A 17,858-nucleotide genomic window follows, 5' to 3' on the forward strand; every position below is an offset into this window, starting at 1 on the left:
CCAGATTATGAGAACGATAAAATGATATTCTACTATAGCTCATTTTATCAATATTAATTGAATATCAAGCAGTTGTGAATTTTATTATTTCTTATAAAACTCATTAAATATCCATAACTGAAACCGTTTGTTTACGCATTGTTTACGCAGAAACAAGTGTATGAAACTGCCAGTTTCCCATCCGGAGTTATACTAAGTACCCTTTTTGCTTTTCATAAGCCATATTGCTGTCGTAAGTAATTTGTGTTTTTGCGACAAAATAAGGTTATTAGTAAATGTAGGTTTCTTGTTGACGTTATAACCAATTATTTGTTGTATAAATGCTCTTTTTTGATATATTTCATCTTGATTTTCTGGGTTTATTTGTACCTTTACACCGAAAGGAATGTCTTTTATGGAAAAAGAAATGATTAACAGGCTGAAGATTGTGCTTGCCGAAGAGCAAAAAAGTAGTAAGTGGCTGGCAGAGCAATTAGGGAAAGACAGGGCTACTGTCTCCAAATGGGTGACGAATACCATGCAGCCTGACGCAAGAAACCTCCTGCGAATAGCAGAAGCTTTGAATATTGATGCAGGTAGACTGCTCAACCAAAAACATTTGAAAAAATGAATGAAATAGATATTATCCAACAGATAAAGTCTGGCGAAGTCAGTAAGATGCAGTTCAAAGAACGGCTCCTTGATAGCTACGACATCGGCTGCGAATTGGTGGCATTCAGCAATGCACGTGGTGGAACATTGGTCGTTGGTGTGAAGGACAAAACCGGCAGTCTCAATCCTTTGTCATATCTGGAAGTACAGGAAACCACGAACACACTTAGCAACATCGCATCAGAAAATGTTGTTCCTACCATCCTTGTTGATGTAGAAACTATTTCCGTGGATGGCGGAAGCCTTGTTGTGGTTCATATTAAAGAAGGGGTGAATAAGCCTTACCACGACAATCGGGGTATTGTGTGGGTGAAGAACGGTGCCGACAAGCGCAAGGTGTTCGATAATGCCGAACTTGCCGAAATGATGACCGACTGCGGCAGTTTCTCGCCTGATGAAGCTGGGGTTCGGGATGCTACGATTAAGGACTTGGACGAGAATACCATCAAAATCTTTTTAAGCAACAAGTTTGAAAAAGTATTGGTGAGAAAAGGTTTGGTGGGTGATGCATTCCGCGAGACCTCTTTAGATGCAGTCTGTTCTGCTATCGCTAGTGGGCACGATGGGGAGAAGCTGCTGCGTAACCTACGTTTCATCCGACCCGATGGAAAAATCACAGTGGCTGCAATGTTGCTGTTTGGCAAGTACACTCAGCGTTGGCTTCCTGCAATGACAGCAAAGTGCATTTGTTTTGTGGGCAACAATCTTGGAGGTACACAATTTCGCGATAAGGTGAATGATGCCGACATTGAAGGAAATCTGCTTCATCAGTTTGAAACTATTATGGATTTCTTCACCCGGAACTTGCGCCATATACAAGTTGGAAAAGAGTTTAACTCGCAAGGAGTATTGGAGATTTCATACATCAGCCTTGTTGAGTTCACCGTAAATGCTTTGGTACATCGCTCGCTGAATGCGACTGCTCCTATCCGTATATTCATCTTTGATGACAGGGTGGAGATACACAGCCCCGGAATTCTCCCTAATGGGCTTAGCGTGGATGATATTGTTGTAGGTACATCCATGCCACGCAATATGTTCCTCTTCACAAATGCCATCCATTTGCTCCCCTACACAGGAGCAGGTAGTGGTATGCTTCGTGCCTTATCTGAGGATATGAAAGTTTCATTCACCAACAATGACAGAACTAACGAGTTTGTAATTACTATAAATAGACCGGAGGGTAGCCAAGTCAATGGTAACTTAGATACTAAACTTGGACACTCTGACACCGACTTAGGCATCAACTCTGACACTTTCAATGCTGACTCTGACACTAAACATAGATACTCTGACACTGGCTTAGAGTCCGACTCTGACACTTTCAATGCTGACTCTGACACTAAACGTCCTAAAATAACAAATAAACAGAGGGATATAGTAAACTTCTGCAGTGTGCCACGTAGCAGCAAAGAAATTCTTGAAAGGGCTGGTGTGACATATCATAGCAAGAATATCCAAACATACATCATGGCTCTTGTCGAGGCTGGCTATCTCGAAATGACCAATCCCGAGCATCCCAATGCAAGCAATCAAAAATATAGGAGAAGTAAAAAATGAGTTCACATATATTCACCAACAAGAACGGTAACACTGATGTACAAATTTGAAAAAGTTCTTGATTTCATTACAAACAACAACAAACCGTACAATAATCTCTAATTTCTAAAAAACGATATGGAATACGGAATAGTTTATCTTCTGACAAACCCTGTGATGCCAGGACTTGTAAAAATAGGTATGACCACACAGGAAGACATCGACAAACGTATGAAGGAATTATATACAACAGGAGTTCCCGTACCGTTTGAGTGTAAATTTGCGTGCAAGGTTAAGAAAAGTGACTGTCTCAAAATTGAAAAAGCCCTTCATAAAGCCTTTGACCCTCAGCGTATCAATCAGAACCGTGAGTTCTTCCGTATCAACGTGGAACAGGCGCAAGCCATACTCGAACTTTTCCACCATGAAGATGTGACGGAAGAAGTGACAGACGAGATACAGAACGACCTCACAGATGAGGACAAAGCTGCCAGCACAAAAGCACATGCAAAACGTCCACCGCTCAATTTCTATGAGATGGGATTGCAGAAAGGCGATGTTCTCATCTGGAAAGATGACCCATCAATTTCTGTCACCATTCTTTCAGAGCGCAAAGTGTGTTATCAAGGAGAAGAAACTTCTATCAGTGCACTTTCTGCTAAGCTAAAAGGCTACAAAGTCAAACATATACAGCCGACGCCACACTGGCTTTTCAACGATCGTCTTCTAAGTGAAGTCTATGACGAAACATATCCATTTGAAGAGTGAAAGCATACTCTAGAGTATGCCAATGGCAGAAGAGAAGAAAATAAAAAAGATAAAAGAAACATTCAAAAGCTTCTAATTTATTATGGCAACATGGCAACGTACAGACATCATTATTAATGGACTACCTGTAAAAGCACAAGCTCCCCTCATTATTTCTGCAAGTAGGAGTACCGACATTCCGGCATTCTATGCTGATTGGTTTTTCCATCGTTTACAAAAGGGGTATTCTGTCTGGACAAATCCGTTCAACGGCGTAAAGTCTTATGTCTCGTATGAGAATACTCGCTTCATTGTATTTTGGTCAAAGAACCCACAACCATTGTTGCCATATCTGCATATCCTCAAAGAGCGTAACATTAAGTGCTATGTTCAATATACCCTGAATGATTACGAACAAGAGAAGTTAGAGAAAGTACCTTCTCTTGCTAAACGCATAGAAACATTCAAGTTACTTGTTGAGCAACTTGGTAAAGGTGCTGTTATTTGGCGGTTTGACCCCATGATGCTAACAAATGACATATCTGTAGATGACTTGCTATGGAAAGTTCAAAATATTGGTGATCAACTAAAAGATTACACAGAGAAATTGGTATTCAGCTATGCAGATATTACCATGTACAAGAAAGTGAAACATAATCTTGAAGTAAGTGGCATATCATACAATGAGTGGAATATAGAGCAAATGGAAGAGTTTGCCGACAAACTGTCTATTATGAATCGTGAGCGTGGCTGGAACTTCCAACTAGCAACTTGTGGTGAAAAAATAGATATTTCAAAATATGGCATTCAACACAATCGCTGCATAGACGGAGATCTGATTACTCGTTTGGCATGGAATGACAAGGATCTGATGAAATTCATGAATGTAAAGATAGAGAACGTTCCAGAACCAATGTTCTTTGGCAATCCAGAGTTACCCAATGGAGCGATACTCCTGCCTCATAACCATTACTTCATCAGTAAACACAAGAAAGACCAAGGACAGCGACCATTTTGTGAGTGCATGGCCTCTAAAGACATTGGTGAATACAACACTTGTCCGCATCTTTGTGAATACTGTTATGCCAACACCACCAAACAATTGGCATTGCAAAATTGGGAACAGCATCTAAAGAATAGATTTGCAGAAACAATAACAGGAAGATAATTATGCCATACGCAGAAGATATAAATAAATGTAATAGTATTGATGACATTATTGATTATTGTCACAATGCTTTGCCCGAAGAATATAAGGGAAAACCTTGGACACATCCAGAGTTAAAGCATGGCATAAATCTATTAGCAAGTGATGTGGCTCTAAATTGTTATATGTCTGCATATGGCGATATGCATGTAACCAAGTGCCGTGCCGCAATGATGAATTTTCCATTTGACGATATTCAGGGGAGTATTGAGATAGTTGATTGGGGATGTGGTCAAGGTATAGGTTCAGCTACCATAATTGAAGTGTTAAAGCAGCATCATTTACTTCAATGGTTACATAAAGTAACGCTTATTGAGCCTTCTAGTAATGCAATTGAACGCGCCAACGATAATATCCGAACTCTTACGAATGGCACAGTTGAAATAGATATAAAGAACCTTTTTCTTCCAGCAAACGGATTAGCAGAAGGTGAGACTCTTAGTTCTATTGGATATAGATACAATAATATCATCCATGTTTTTTCTAATATTTTGGATGTGACTTCTATTGACTTGGGGGAAGTTGCAAAGATGGTGGCATCTGCACACGGAAAACACTTTGTTTTATGTATTGGTCCACAAAATGGTGCTGCGTATAGAATTGAGAAGTTCTGTTCTGTTTTTGGAGAACAAAATTATTTTAGCCAGATAAATAGTGTACGTTATGCACGCACAAGAAGAACAGCGCATCCCTATACTTGTATGACAAGATGTTTTGAGTACAATGGTGCAACAATTGATCTTAACAAATTAGATCTAGTGAATGAGAGGCACGAGGCAATATATAATGAATATGATTTACGTTTGCAGATACAGAATCATGTGCTATCATATCAAAAAGCAAGAGTCGCATGGAGACTTGAGAATATTCTGTCTGTGGATGACATAATGTATATTGATGCAGTAGTAAACGAAGTGTCTGTAGATTTTATTATCGTTAGACCTAATAAGGGGATTCTTCTACTGAACGTGTTCGAGGAGGACTTAAATGAGTGTACATTATCAGAAGATAAAAAGGAAATAAATGTACATGGGAAACTATATCAATCTCCCATTGACCTTATTAGTGTATGTCAATTGAGCATTAAGGATGGTATAGAAGAACTTTTGATGAGTACCATTGAAGATAGTCGGAATTTTAGTCTTATCAAAAAGGCGGTTGTGTTCTCAGAGAACTCTATTGACGAAATAAAAAAATTTTTTAAATATCAGAATAACGTCTTTAATTTTACCTTTATCTTCGGTAGGGAGATTATTGATAATAGAGAAATATCACAAAATTTGTATACTACCATAGGTTTCCTATACAACAACAATACTTTTGACGATGTAGTAAGAAGGAAATTGGCTAGAATAATATCTCCATCCTGGCATTCATATCAGGAAGGACGCATTGATATGCAACCTATTGGTGCACAGAAGCGACTATCGGAAAGTAGTATAACACAACAGAAAATAAGTGGTGTCGCTGGTTCTGGAAAAACTCAAGTACTTGCTTTTAGAGCGGTAAATGCCATGAAACGTACTGGAGGTGATGTCTTAGTGTTAACCTATAACATTACATTAGCAAATTATCTGAAGTTTAGGTTATCCGAAATTCGGGAGGATTTCTCATGGGAAAAAATAGACATATATCCTTATCATCAGTTCTTTAGAATACGTGCTGCAGAATGTAAGTTACATGTTGAATTTGACTCATATCAAGACGAAACTTTCTTTGATAACTCCCCAAATCATAAGAAATATTCTGCTATTTTCGTTGATGAGGTTCAAGACTATACTACGGAATGGCTTCGTATCGTCATGCGGAATTTTCTCTTAGAGTCTAATGGTGAACTAGTAGTGTTTGGAGATCCCAAACAAAATGTATATCAACGACCTTTAGATACAAATGGAGACATTCGCTTAGGCATTATTGGGGGACAGTGGAATCGGCAATTAACAACCAGCCGAAGATTTACTAATCCACGCCTTGCTAATCTTGCCACAGCATTTCAAACGCAATTTATGGCAAATTTACCTACCGATGATATGGCTGCGGAGAATGCCATGTTAAATACATTCAACTTCCAAATTTTAACCTATATTGATTTAAGACAAAATAATTCCTTTGAGTCCATAGTAACTAATATTATCAACATCATTTCCAATGACAATAACGAAGCAAAAGACTTTGTTATACTTGCTTCGTCAACAAAATTGCTTCGCAATATTGACATTCTTTATCGACAAAAGACTAACGAACAAACAGAAATAACATTTATTTCAAACGAAGTTCTTGAACGGTTAAAGCAAATACATCAGGTTAATGATGAAAAGATAGCCAACTGGAAATTTAATAGAGATTTTGAGGCACTTGAACGAACAAGAAAGCAATTGTTTACGACAGATAAACGTTGTTTAAAAATATCTACCATACAAAGTTTCAAGGGATGGGAATCTCCTTCAGTTATAGTTATTCTAGAGAGTGATCTTATTTTGCATAATACGACATTTCGCCCAATGTCGCCACAAACGATATATACGGCGATAACCCGTGCAAGAGAAAACATGTATATAATTAACATTGGTAATGATACCTATCACGACTTCTTCTACAACCAGACATTATGAATAATTTCACAACAATAGAAAAATACGCCATCATAAAAGTTCTTTCACACATTATGAAAGCAGATGGTATCATTCATCCCAAAGAGGAGATATACATGGATAAAACATATAGTGATTTTTCCATAACAATCAATGATATAGAGGACATTTCCAATATTGATGATATACAAACTAAACTTATAATCAGTGGAATGACTGATGAGAATAAAATTCTATCTAAGGTTTTATTCGTTGGAATGGTTGAAGCAGATGGAATAATACACCCTAAGGAAACAGAAATCATAAACCGATTTTTTATTTGACAGTATTTTTAGTGCATTTAGTAATATATCAATATTACATGAATAAAAAAGGAAAAATAATTATAATAACATTGAATAATAGAATGTTATTATATTAACGTGCGAGGATTCAAGTGGCACAATATGCAATCAATCCTAATACCAGCGTATAAACGAACAAAAATATCACCAAAACTTTCATCCAGAAATCTGAGAACCAGATACCTTCATTTCGTTTGAGAATTTTGCGTATATTAGATTCATGGTCCGTTAACATTTTCGTCTGTTCGGAACGATGATTCTCCAACATGGTTTCCCATGTTTTGACAGACAGGTTTAGGAGTTGTTGAAGTTGGGCAAAATGTTCAGATTTTATAGTTGCTCTAAATTCTGTATTTTGCTCGGCTTTTACAATAGCATTGCAAATGCCATTAACAATGCTATTGGAGTTACTGATAGCCTTCTTCAACACCACTGAAGCATTACCTTCGGCTTTAATGGCATCCTGAAGGTTTTGTTGAATTTTCAACAAAGTCTCTTTTATTTCACATATTTCTTTGAGCCTCTTATCGACATCCAGTTTCTCAGTTTCTATTTCATGGCTGATTTCAGCTTTTTTCAACATATCATCAACGTTTATTGATGGTGTGATTTTTGATTTTCTAATTCCCATGATTCATGTTTTTTTGATTGTTAATTTATCTGTGAAGTCCTTTCTTACGTTTGCACATACTATTTGCCATTCTTGCACAGCGGCGTGCCCATTCAAGTTCATCCTCGTCCTTATCTCTTCCCCAACCACCTGTTTCAGAACCGCCTCCACCACTTGATGCTGCCATACTTGTAGCGGCATCCAAATATCCGGCAAAAAGCAAAAGAGCCGTGTGCTGTATCTCTTCAATCTTAGCAAATGGATGGGCATCCTCCAAAGAACAATCTTGACGAATGATATTGTCTGCGGCTTCGGGTATCTCCACGTGGAATTTGTGATATTCGTCTGTCATTATTTCATAATGTTTCATAACCGGCTGTGAAATAGTTGAAGGTTGTATAACAGAAGTCCTGTCAGTTGTCCGTGCTTGTCGGGAAGTAGGCTCTTTCGATTCAAATTTCCTTTTCTGCGAATGAAGTTTTGCCCAAGTAGTCTCTATTTTTGAAGGGGTCAGGTTTCTCCCGATACCCAACACGGACGACTTATAGGTGGAGTTACCACGCTTAATGGAATAGCCATAAACTCCGCCTCCATCTTTTTCTTGTAAATGCACTTTATAGCCTTTTTTTTTCAGTTCTGTTTCATACTGCTGCCAGCTGAATTTTTCCATAGAGCGAAGTATCTCTATACAGATGTTTGAAATTTCCTGCCTATGGTGTATGCCTATTTCTTCAGACTGTATCCAGCCCCGTTTCTCGTTGATGATGTTCGCAGCCATGATAGCCCTCTCGCCAATCTTATGGCTATCATTGATTTTTCCGTCCATATCCACACGGTTAGCATCAATGTGTAGGTGGAGAATGCCACTTTGGGAATCCCGGTGTAGAGCTACGATGTATTGAGAGTTCTTGAGGTTGGTATGCTGTGAAGAAGCCCTCTTGGTCTTACCAGAGAGATCTATGGAATCAAATACGCGGATGAACTCATTTGACAAACGTAACCAATCGTCCATTGTCCATCCCCGGCTTTCTTCCTCGGATGGGGAAATTTCAATTCTTATCACGTTCCTGCCAAGCGGTCTGCCCTTATTGATTTTCTCAGCATATTTTTTTTGAACAAGCATCATTCACCCATACATTGCTTCCGGAGAAATATTATCTGGAAGGAGATTGGCTTTTACTATATCCGCTTTCTCTTTGTTGACGGAATATCTTATGGCATTCGCTCCATGTGATATGGTAGAGGCCTTTGCTATCATAATGGGTAAGTAAATTATTCGGTAAGGTAATTTTCTATCTGGTTCCAGCGATTAATTAGTTGCGTTGCTGCGATCATCCATTGTTCCACGAACCTGGTATCACTAAAATACATGGCTCGTTTATCTGCTTGTATGGACTTAACGGCTGCTGCAATACGGATAAGGTCACCCCTTGCATCTGCCAAACTACATAGGGCTTCTATTTCACGCTCAGACAGTCGTTGTCGTGGATGCTGCCCCAAAGCTGTACGGCGTATGTAGTCACTTATGGACAAACCGCAGGTTTTGGCTAGTTCTGTGGCTTGGAAATATTCCTTCTCTGTTACACGAGCTTCAAGCCGCAGGTTACGTCTTATAATTTTCTTGGCATTCTTGCTATTCTCTTCATTGGTATTATTATCGATTTTCTTTTTCATGTTTTATTATACATTTATAAGTGGTCTTTAATTTAAAAGGTACAACACGGTGGGAGCTTGCGACCGCCGAAAAATGCCTATGTAGTACGAATGAGCTTAGCGAATTTGTGCGACATAGGAACTTCTTGCAATACCACACATAATCGCTCTGGACACGTTACGTTTTAGATATTGCTATACTTGACATTTACTCTAAATATTTTTCACTGAATTTTTCCTCTGCTATAGTTTGTGGTAAAACAGAAGCATAATATATAACAAACAATAGGGTAAAAAAAACTATCTTATCAAAACTGTAGGTATTACTTGTGTCAATACAAAAGTATACCATTACAAAGTTTTGTATCTATATTTGTTTTATGCCATTCTTGATTCTTATAGTTGAGAAAATCTTCTTCAATATGGCTATCCCAATTTACTATGGAACACAGACAAAATACTAACCGTATCATTTAACTGAGTTTACAGGCATTCCTTCCATATCGTCAGGTCTGTCTTTTAAACGGACATAGAAAGGATTGTCAATTCGGTTGCCGTCCTGCATCCATGCCGATATACATTTCAGCGTATGGATGCTTGTCCGGTTGCTTTGTGTAGATGTGACAATTCCTAACTGGTTCATCTTGTCAAGTACACGGGATACAGTTTTTTTATCATAGCCCAATTTGCTGGACAATTCTACTTCCGAAAGGACGGCTTGTCCCACTAGCAAAGTCGTAGAGAAGCCTTTTATGGCATACTTAGTTTCTTTCAATACTGCCTTTTCAATAAGGCGGTGCAGAATCTTCATACGGTCAATGCCGTATTTACTTTCTGACAGATACGTAAGCTGCTCTGACGAAAGTACAATACAATAGTTCAAATTTGATTTCATAGTCTGTTTATTTGAAGATCTTTTATAAATAGTGCAGCCAAAAGAGAAAGTTAACGGTGCATTCCATATCCTCTATCTGGCATATAATATTCCTTGTCGTAGGCTATATGGTCAAGTACATTTTGCAGCTTATCAAGTTGGTAGTTATCCAAAACAGGAATAGCAGCAATCGTGATTTTATGTGAAGCGATACGGCGGTGTTCACAATTCTTTTCTGACATACTGCCATCTCCGTCAGCATAAACACTCCGCAGATAATCGTTCACAGCTTCGGTTTGTACCTTGCTTGGATATGCTGCAGAATAATTGTCTTGAATATACTCCACCATATGGCTGACCGCATTTGCCAGTAGTGGTTCATACTTTTGTATTTGCTTGATTAGCTCTTCCTTTTTCATACAGTCAATTCATTTTGTCCCATGTCCCATGCATATCTTATAACTTTCTTTTTATCTACTTTTTGTTTTTATTATTTTTTTAGGGAAAGAGGGACAAAGGGACATGATATTTGTCTTTTCCCTTAATTTGAATGGTAAATTCTGTTCACAATAATAATGTTGTACTGGCTTCTTCGCCTGGCGTATCTACTCTCACCCAAGGATGCTTTGTCCGTCCAGTCTTGTCGCAATATGCAGGGTGCAGCCCCTTGACCTTCTCCTGATCACTCCGTTTCCAATTAGGAATCATAGACATCAGGCGATTAATATATTGTGATGTGTACTTAGACGGATTGCGCCTGACTATATCATTGGGTAGTTCCTCTATAATCTGCCGGGCACAAACCATATTGAGTGTGGTCATTTTGAAGTTGGAATCTGGGTATGCTCCTTTTTGATAAGCCAATCGGTTAGGAATAGTCCAACTTGCATATTGGATGGGGATCTCACGCTCCAAATACATTTCCAAATCTTCCATGATGGGGTCAACAAGAATGTTGGAATGTTGCCCCTGTACCTCATTTGCTTTGATTTCTAAATCTGGTGTTAAGTAAAGTTTCATTCCTTGCCGATAATAGACGTATGCTTCTGCCCAAAGTTGAGGAACAGTACGTTGTAAAATATCCAACCATTCTGATACATGACCGTTACCTTTAACTGGGATTATCCACCAGCGACGGTTTCCATTGTCACCTTGCAGGAAATTTGTTTCATTAGTAGTAGCTGCAAAGACATTGTGCCGCATAAATTCCACTACCTTATGTCCGTATGCAGGACGCATAAAGTCACTACAGCGGCTCAGAAAAGCTTTGGCTGCCTCTGCGTCATTTGCCCGTTTTAAACCGTTCAACTCACTTATTTCTATAATCCAACCATTGGTTATGGTTTCTACCTTCTCCTTGTCACCACTGGCAAAAGAGAACGAATCGTTGAACCACTTTCCACTGATGGTTTTGAAAAAGGTACTTTTTCCTATGCCCTGGGGACCAGGCAGAGTCAATACGTTGTCAAACTTACAACCGGGGGTAAAAACCCGGGCAACAGCCGCTACAAACCATAACTTTGTTTGTTCCCTTACTAGTGGAGTATCTTCCGCTCCTAGATAATCAATAATAGTTGTGGCTATACGGGATTGCCCATCCCATATTTCTTGGGTAATAAAATCCTGTACAGGATTAAAACCACGTTCCAAAGAGGTTGTTTTTAGTATTTCAAATATCTTATTTTGCGTCAGATATAATTTGTATGTCCTTTCCAGATAGTCTTGTATCTTTCCAACTGACTCTTCATCAATTTTATTGCCATTGACATTATGGAATAAAGAGCAGAAACATATATCATCCTGACAAAAGGTATCGTACTTTATCATGCTCAAGTTTTCATCCGATGTAAAGATGAGCCTATAATTGCTTATGGAGCGGAAAAGATTCCCGTAGCTGTCTGTTGCCAGCTGCTGTTTCCAATTCTCTTTCATACTGTTTACTCTTTAATGTGGATACCACCCGATTCCTTTGCCAGCGATAATGCAAGGTCTGCATCCACTACGATTTTTCGTCCTATCTGTGTGATAGCCTTGTCGATTATACCGCTCTTTTTAATGCGATTAGCCGTAGGTACACTACATCCAAACACACGGGCAATACCCTCTATTCCATAGTAGTTGCCTTTTGGAGCTATTGGGGATGTAGCTTTTTCTGTGGACTCTACACTTTTTGTAATTAGAAAACAAAGTTCCTCGCCGGTCATCATAGCGATGGGCTTTTGGAGCAACTGGTTTAGATTGAATTTTTCTTCCATACCTTTATTTGTTTAGTTATTGAATACTTTAAGCCTCGGTTTAACTCTGTGAAACCGATTTCACAAGCAAAGGTATTGTATGAAACTCAGCGTATTGGTCGGCTTATTTATACCTTAATATAACCGACCGATTTACAACAGATATTTACAGAAAGTAAAAACGGATAGCTGGATTTCCCAACTACCCGTTTTTTATAAAATAATCTGTCCATCGGTCTATTATCCGTTTTGCTTTGATATAACTGTTTCCTCTTTGAGGTGAAGTCAATGTAATGTCTTTGATTTCACCATATCTTTTCTGTGGAATGTCATGTCCGTAATGTCGCTGGTAGAATTGTTCGATGGCACGATGAAATGTCATGTATCTTATAGAAGCCTTCATTCTTCCAGCTTTTACCAGAGCTTTCAATAAATAGGCAAGGCTTATATCTTCGGTGTTCTCTTCAAGAAAAGAGTAAATGCCTTGTTTGATACGTTCCTTATCCCCAATAAGGATGTCATCCAATGATTGTATTATTTTTCTGTTTCCACGTTTACCTTTCACTTTTCGCAAGGCAAACATAACTTCTTTCCAAATATCCGGATTACATACTTCAGCCGTTGCTTCCCATTCGGCTTTACTTTCAGTTCCTATCTCTATGCTTTTATTAACAAGCAAAGCAATACACGATTTTATCAGAAGCATATCTCCATTATCAACTTCTTCACTACTCAACAGACGGTCAAGTAACTTAGCCATACGTGAAAGGCCGTGGTCAAATATTACGAAATAGTACATACAATAACTTAAGGCCTCCTTTTTCTCTATCACATAATCGTACAGGTTAGCCACAAACTCTCCAACAAACACGGCGTGGGATAGGACGATGATTTGGGAAATGTACGTCAAGAACTGATACACCATTTTTCTTTCAAGATTGCTTAACAGATAGTATCCTTTGTTGTTTCTCATTAGTACATCCAACTGTCCAGTTAAATAGGCTTTTGTTTCCTGTGGCAAACGACTCCAAATTTCAAGAGGTGTTTTGGAATGAACCATAAGTAATTCTGACTTTGGGGATGTGAGTAGCTCTACCGTAGCCGTTTTTATGTTTATGCCTATCCATAACCGTTTGTTGGTAATACATTGGGCTATAATATCTGTATACTTACCGGCCCATTGTTGATTGGCTATATTCTGTACATTTTTGCCGTTTCCGTTTATAAGTTCAGAAAGCCAGTTATATAACAGCAAAGCTTCTGACGGTGTACATTCCCGCATCATCTGATACATATCTGTCAAAACAGATAAGTTACCCTTTCCAACAGCATCCATGCGTTTACAGAAATTGGCATACAATTCTTCGTTGGCGGATTTCCAAGTACGAATAGCCATATCAGCACAATCCTTTCTAGTAAAATAGTCCCTTATTCTCTCTATGAAATGAATCATCCTTAAAATCGTATTATAGTCGTTTAAACAATTTGGATAAATCCTCAGTGGACATACTCGTCAGTTTTGCCAATAACAAATCTCTTTCAGAAGTTTTTGTCAAATTCAACAGCTTTGAGTTATTTTCCATCTGAATTTCAAGTGGATAGTGCTCAATGTATATTTGAGTGATTGCATGATCAGAAGAAGCGTGTCCCATGCTTTCAGAAATATAATCCATATCTACTCCGGCATTATGTAGGTTCGTGGCAAACGAATGACGGCACCATGTACCAGACGGACAGATGGATTTATCCCAATTCAGTGCTTCGTGACATATTTTGATGATACGGTCTTTCACATTAGAGTTTTCCTGCATCGTATATTTGCGACGCAGTTCTTCTGTTTCAGCTCCTTTTAATATGTGGGGAAAGACCAAACCGCCTCGGGTCGGAGGTGCAGCCACTTCATCTAAAATATATTGTAAAGGAGGTATGATAGGAACGATTACTTCGGAACCATCAGTACTTCTTCGGGAAGTTTTCTTACGGTTGAAGCGGAAAGCTTTGCCATGTGTCTGATAATAATAATTATCGTAAGTCAATCGCCCTGCATCTGCCATATTGAACCCATTACACAAATACTGGGCAAGAAACAATCCTAATGAGTAGTGAGCGCGTTTGGTATATTCTTCTGACCAATATTCGGGATATTTCTTGGATACAAAGAGGTTATATAGTTCTGTCATTTGATTAACATTCAGGAAACTTTGTTTGCGTTTTGCACTCTTAGGAATACTTACAAGCCCTTTCTCCTTCTTGTTAGAGAAAGGATAAGGAACATCTTTGAGATAGCCTTCATGTACACACTTATTCCATACGGCACGACAACAGCGTAAATATATCCCTGCGGTAGTATCACTGATTTTTCCTATTATCTTCCCATTCTCATCTTTTACCCCATTATGCATTCCGTCCTTCCACTTCTGAATTTCTGCTGCACTAATGCAAAATCCTTTAATCATATTTGGTCCGAGTATCTTTCTTAATGATTTGAGTGCGCACTCATAACTCTCTGCTGTAGTAAAGCGTGCACCATCATCGTCTGTTCGTAATCCACTAATGATTTCTTCCCATATGCCAATAAAAGATTGTGGTTTATTTGTTTCTTCATTGGGTGTTGCGACTTCTTCTCCCATGATACATTGACGTACCATTTCAAATGTCAGAATACCACCTTTATTCAAATTCATCAGAATTTCTTTGTATTTGGGAATAAGTGTATCTTTCCACTCTTTTTGAAGTCTGTAGTTCTCGCTCTTACATTTAGTTGCATTACAAATATCTGAAAACTTTCTTTCAGTAAAAGAACTTCCAACTGTGAAATAAAAAAATTTGCGGTCTACCGTGAAACGAAGAGATAATGGAAACTCATACGCATTTTTTCTGCGAGTACGTGAGTCCAACACGATAGAAACAGAACAGTTACGTTCTTTGAAAAGGGACATGGATTTTGTCAGTTTTTCCATTGCATTCATTGTTTATGTTCAACATAACCTCTGAATACAGACGCTTTGCAATGTGAGGCATACATACACAAAACACTGCATATAACCACAGAGCCATTACCCTTAGACGGATAAAAACATTGTTGTTATATGCAGCGGTGCAATCTCGTTAACCTCTGTCGCTGAATGGTAACCGGGCTTATGCTAATCGGTCTCAACCCCTGAAGTAACTCTCGCGTTTCGTTTGTTATATAGAGTACCCTCCGACTGGTACTCCCTCTACGCATTGATTCATCGGAATGGGATAACCTACCCACGATAGTTAAGCAAACTCACTTTCCTTTTCTAAAAAAAGAGTATTATAATGGTCATGGCTTGCTACAAATGCATTACGCAATACAAAAATACAATATTATTCTATAAATCAAAGTGAAAATAGAATATATTTGAGTTTATTTAACCGCCAAAGAAGCTACATTAGCTACATATATTAATGAGTAATGTTTATAGGACTACATGGAACTTCATAGAAATTCTATTTGTAAACATAATCAACTCAAACAGTTTGTTTACGCATTGTTTACGCAAGCACATAAAAAAAGCAGTCAGCGAATTGCTAACTGCCTGATTTTCAATGTGGACCAGCCTGGGCTTGAACCAGGGACCTCCAGATTATGAGTCTGTTGCTCTCTACGGCATAGAAAAGCTTCGCTTTCCTATGCAACCAACTGAGCTACAAGTCCTTTGCACATCATTGCTAACAGGTTAATAAACTCTATTCGGAATGAATTAGTCAACAATCAGTCAACATTCGTTCTTAATGCAAAGATAGGTATTCTTGCAGATTTATACAATGATTATGGCTTATTGTTTGGTGGCTACATTTATTTTTTCCTCTATATCAAGATAGAATAAGTTTATTGATGGGATATTTATCCCAATAAGTGAATCTGTCTTTATATCAGTATTCCTGTTTTGAGAATATCCGCATATAGAGGATTATTGGTGTCTTCTGTAAGTAGAATAGGTTCTATATCTTAATAGTTGTCTCTGTATCAATAAGCGTATTACTCATTAGCTAATAAAGCCTTTACTTCATCTTTCAGTTTCGGCAGATGATTGATAACCATGCTCCAAAGAATATCAGCCGATAAACTGTCATATCCATGAATGATATAGTTTCTTGCATCCACTATTTTGCGTGAATTAGTGATAGCGATATTTCTATCTGTCTTTAAGATTCTGTTCATCGCTTCGCCTATAATTTCTATGTTCCGTTCAATGGCACGTCTAAGGCAGAGATTGCTGTAAAAGTCCTCAAACAATTTAGGCTTGTCGCCAAAGAAACTTTCTATTTCTTCAATGGCTGTCAGAATATCTTGCAAGTGTTTCTTTATCAAATCATCCATATATCAATGCTTTTGTTGCATCCACATTCTTTTTCAGATATGGATTCTTTATAGTCTGTTCTTCCAGCAAATCAACATCCCTGCCAAACAATTCCTCCAACGAGTATTTGAAATCAAAGTAGTTGTCGAAATAGTCGCTTATCTCTGCTTTGTTGAAAGAAACAACCAAGTCCACATCGCTATCCTCGTTAAAGCGGTCAGTAAGTATTGAGCCAAACACAAACAGCTTGTTGACCTTGTACTTCTTGCACAAAGCGACAATCTTCTGTATGTTGTTTTCTATCAGTTTCATAAACGGACTTGCTTATAATGCAAATATAGTAAATTATGCTATAATATGCTATTTATAAGGACTTTTTCTGAATCCTCCCTATAAAACTGAATATCTTCAAAAAAGGTACTCCATGTTTCCCATGTCTAATTTTCAGTATATACTACAATTCCTTTTAAGAGGAGCAGGAAGAAAAATTGGACAGATAAATATTTATCTACCAAAGTTTTAGTCCTTCCATCTCCTTTATAGCTTGCAGTATATCTTCTTTAGTCATGTCTGTTGTTTCTTCCTCTATGCTGATAGAGCGAAATTCATAGTTTTCTACAATCTCTTTCTTTTCATCTACGTTGCTATATATCCAACTGCTGAATACTCTATCAGGCATATCAAGGAATGTGATTCTAATAAGAGCGCCGCCTAACAAGTATGGGTTAATATCATAAACAACAAATTGACCTTCTATCTGTTCTCTATATGGGTCTAATACAGGGTTACTGACTATGCCATTATTATAATCATCCAAGTATTTACGTAAAGTACGGATGTATTCATTATCCAACCATTCGCTTCTTTCCCAACCATCAAAACGGATTTCATTAAGTGTTTTTCGTGTGCCAATAGTATCTGCTACTTGCATGGCGGTATCAATAATGGAATCCTGTTTTACTTTGTCTTGTCCCATACTGTAAGCTGACAGGATAAAAAATATAGCAATGGATGTAATTGTCGTTTTCATCTGTTTTTAATTAATACAGTAACTTTATTTCTTTATAGATATGATAGAGT

15 protein-coding genes, 1 tRNA gene and 3 pseudogenes are annotated in these 17,858 nt (G+C 38.0%); 6 read left to right on the forward strand and 13 right to left on the reverse strand.

The window, feature by feature from the left end; translation table 11 throughout:
• The first annotated feature begins 394 nt into the window (after positions 1 to 394).
• From I6E11_RS09265 to I6E11_RS09290, 6 genes are all read left to right on the forward strand, one after another.
• Entirely contained in the window at positions 395 to 610 is a 216-nt protein-coding gene (locus I6E11_RS09265; protein WP_008767280.1) for a helix-turn-helix transcriptional regulator, read from the forward strand.
• On the forward strand, positions 607 to 2,211 hold the full coding sequence (locus I6E11_RS09270) for an RNA/DNA-binding domain-containing protein (RefSeq protein ID WP_235337780.1): 1,605 nt from the start codon (positions 607 to 609) through the stop codon (positions 2,209 to 2,211). Before I6E11_RS09265 ends, I6E11_RS09270 begins: the two co-directional genes overlap by 4 nt.
• 117 nt (positions 2,212 to 2,328) lie before the next feature.
• A complete protein-coding gene (locus tag I6E11_RS09275; protein WP_072529596.1) occupies positions 2,329 to 2,958 on the forward strand; it encodes a GIY-YIG nuclease family protein in 630 nt (209 codons plus the stop codon).
• Positions 2,959 to 3,040: 82 nt separating this feature from the next.
• Positions 3,041 to 4,105: a DUF1848 domain-containing protein gene (locus I6E11_RS09280; RefSeq protein ID WP_072529595.1), complete on the forward strand. Its 1,065-nt coding sequence runs from the start codon at positions 3,041 to 3,043 to the stop codon at positions 4,103 to 4,105.
• A gap of 2 nt (positions 4,106 to 4,107) precedes the next feature.
• A complete protein-coding gene (locus I6E11_RS09285) occupies positions 4,108 to 6,756 on the forward strand; it encodes an AAA family ATPase (protein WP_072529594.1) in 2,649 nt (882 codons plus the stop codon).
• The gene (locus I6E11_RS09290; protein WP_162617761.1) at positions 6,753 to 7,058 is read left to right on the forward strand and encodes a tellurite resistance TerB family protein; all 306 of its coding nucleotides are present in this window, start codon (positions 6,753 to 6,755) and stop codon (positions 7,056 to 7,058) included. Before I6E11_RS09285 ends, I6E11_RS09290 begins: the two co-directional genes overlap by 4 nt.
• 109 nt (positions 7,059 to 7,167) lie before the next feature.
• Here the strand turns inward: I6E11_RS09290 and I6E11_RS09295 are convergent, their stop codons facing one another.
• The 13 genes and pseudogenes from I6E11_RS09295 to I6E11_RS09355 form a co-directional block, all read right to left on the reverse strand.
• Complete coding sequence (locus I6E11_RS09295) at positions 7,168 to 7,710, reverse strand: hypothetical protein (RefSeq protein ID WP_235337781.1); 543 nt, start codon at positions 7,708 to 7,710, stop codon at positions 7,168 to 7,170.
• Positions 7,711 to 7,735: 25 nt separating this feature from the next.
• Positions 7,736 to 8,947 (reverse strand): annotated as a pseudogene (locus I6E11_RS09300) (relaxase/mobilization nuclease domain-containing protein).
• A 14-nt stretch (positions 8,948 to 8,961) separates the two neighbouring features.
• Positions 8,962 to 9,363, reverse strand: coding sequence for a plasmid mobilization protein (locus I6E11_RS09305; protein WP_072529590.1), 402 nt, complete (start codon positions 9,361 to 9,363; stop codon positions 8,962 to 8,964).
• Between the two features lie 475 nt (positions 9,364 to 9,838).
• A pseudogene (locus tag I6E11_RS09310) lies at positions 9,839 to 10,237 on the reverse strand (hypothetical protein); the annotation flags it as partial.
• Between the two features lie 50 nt (positions 10,238 to 10,287).
• Positions 10,288 to 10,635, reverse strand: coding sequence for a hypothetical protein (locus I6E11_RS09315; RefSeq protein WP_072529588.1), 348 nt, complete (start codon positions 10,633 to 10,635; stop codon positions 10,288 to 10,290).
• Positions 10,636 to 10,789: 154 nt separating this feature from the next.
• Positions 10,790 to 12,148, reverse strand: a pseudogene (locus I6E11_RS09320) (VapE domain-containing protein); the annotation flags it as partial.
• Between the two features lie 5 nt (positions 12,149 to 12,153).
• The gene (locus I6E11_RS09325) at positions 12,154 to 12,471 is read right to left on the reverse strand and encodes a DUF3853 family protein (RefSeq protein ID WP_022020166.1); all 318 of its coding nucleotides are present in this window, start codon (positions 12,469 to 12,471) and stop codon (positions 12,154 to 12,156) included.
• 181 nt (positions 12,472 to 12,652) lie between these two features.
• Positions 12,653 to 13,903, reverse strand: coding sequence for a DUF6043 family protein (locus I6E11_RS09330; RefSeq protein ID WP_072529586.1), 1,251 nt, complete (start codon positions 13,901 to 13,903; stop codon positions 12,653 to 12,655).
• A gap of 13 nt (positions 13,904 to 13,916) precedes the next feature.
• Positions 13,917 to 15,410: a tyrosine-type recombinase/integrase gene (locus I6E11_RS09335; RefSeq protein ID WP_204352736.1), complete on the reverse strand. Its 1,494-nt coding sequence runs from the start codon at positions 15,408 to 15,410 to the stop codon at positions 13,917 to 13,919.
• Positions 15,411 to 16,026: 616 nt separating this feature from the next.
• Positions 16,027 to 16,132: transfer RNA gene (locus I6E11_RS09340), tRNA-Met, on the reverse strand.
• A 324-nt stretch (positions 16,133 to 16,456) separates the two neighbouring features.
• On the reverse strand, positions 16,457 to 16,798 hold the full coding sequence (locus tag I6E11_RS09345) for a HepT-like ribonuclease domain-containing protein (protein ID WP_235337783.1): 342 nt from the start codon (positions 16,796 to 16,798) through the stop codon (positions 16,457 to 16,459).
• Positions 16,791 to 17,090 (reverse strand): nucleotidyltransferase family protein, encoded by a 300-nt coding sequence (locus I6E11_RS09350; protein WP_177603638.1) that lies wholly within the window; start codon positions 17,088 to 17,090, stop codon positions 16,791 to 16,793. The genes I6E11_RS09345 and I6E11_RS09350 overlap by 8 nt, the downstream gene beginning before the upstream one ends.
• Positions 17,091 to 17,286: 196 nt before the next feature.
• Complete coding sequence (locus I6E11_RS09355) at positions 17,287 to 17,808, reverse strand: hypothetical protein (RefSeq protein WP_235337784.1); 522 nt, start codon at positions 17,806 to 17,808, stop codon at positions 17,287 to 17,289.
• Between the last annotated feature and the right edge of the window lie 50 nt (positions 17,809 to 17,858).

It is taken from the genome of Bacteroides caecigallinarum (genome assembly GCF_021531075.1).
GTDB lineage: Bacteria > Bacteroidota > Bacteroidia > Bacteroidales > Bacteroidaceae > Phocaeicola > Phocaeicola caecigallinarum_B.

Coding starts and splice junctions, on each gene's coding strand:
- I6E11_RS09265 (WP_008767280.1), top strand. CDS start 395: ATGGAAAAAGAAATGATTAACAGGCTGAAGATTGTGCTTGCCGAAGAG.
- I6E11_RS09270 (WP_235337780.1), top strand. CDS start 607: ATGAATGAAATAGATATTATCCAACAGATAAAGTCTGGCGAAGTCAGT.
- I6E11_RS09275 (WP_072529596.1), top strand. CDS start 2,329: ATGGAATACGGAATAGTTTATCTTCTGACAAACCCTGTGATGCCAGGA.
- I6E11_RS09280 (WP_072529595.1), top strand. CDS start 3,041: ATGGCAACATGGCAACGTACAGACATCATTATTAATGGACTACCTGTA.
- I6E11_RS09285 (WP_072529594.1), top strand. CDS start 4,108: ATGCCATACGCAGAAGATATAAATAAATGTAATAGTATTGATGACATT.
- I6E11_RS09290 (WP_162617761.1), top strand. CDS start 6,753: ATGAATAATTTCACAACAATAGAAAAATACGCCATCATAAAAGTTCTT.
- I6E11_RS09295 (WP_235337781.1), bottom strand. CDS start 7,710: ATGGGAATTAGAAAATCAAAAATCACACCATCAATAAACGTTGATGAT.
- I6E11_RS09305 (WP_072529590.1), bottom strand. CDS start 9,363: ATGAAAAAGAAAATCGATAATAATACCAATGAAGAGAATAGCAAGAAT.
- I6E11_RS09315 (WP_072529588.1), bottom strand. CDS start 10,635: ATGAAAAAGGAAGAGCTAATCAAGCAAATACAAAAGTATGAACCACTA.
- I6E11_RS09325 (WP_022020166.1), bottom strand. CDS start 12,471: ATGGAAGAAAAATTCAATCTAAACCAGTTGCTCCAAAAGCCCATCGCT.
- I6E11_RS09330 (WP_072529586.1), bottom strand. CDS start 13,903: ATGATTCATTTCATAGAGAGAATAAGGGACTATTTTACTAGAAAGGAT.
- I6E11_RS09335 (WP_204352736.1), bottom strand. CDS start 15,410: ATGGAAAAACTGACAAAATCCATGTCCCTTTTCAAAGAACGTAACTGT.
- I6E11_RS09345 (WP_235337783.1), bottom strand. CDS start 16,798: ATGGATGATTTGATAAAGAAACACTTGCAAGATATTCTGACAGCCATT.
- I6E11_RS09350 (WP_177603638.1), bottom strand. CDS start 17,090: ATGAAACTGATAGAAAACAACATACAGAAGATTGTCGCTTTGTGCAAG.
- I6E11_RS09355 (WP_235337784.1), bottom strand. CDS start 17,808: ATGAAAACGACAATTACATCCATTGCTATATTTTTTATCCTGTCAGCT.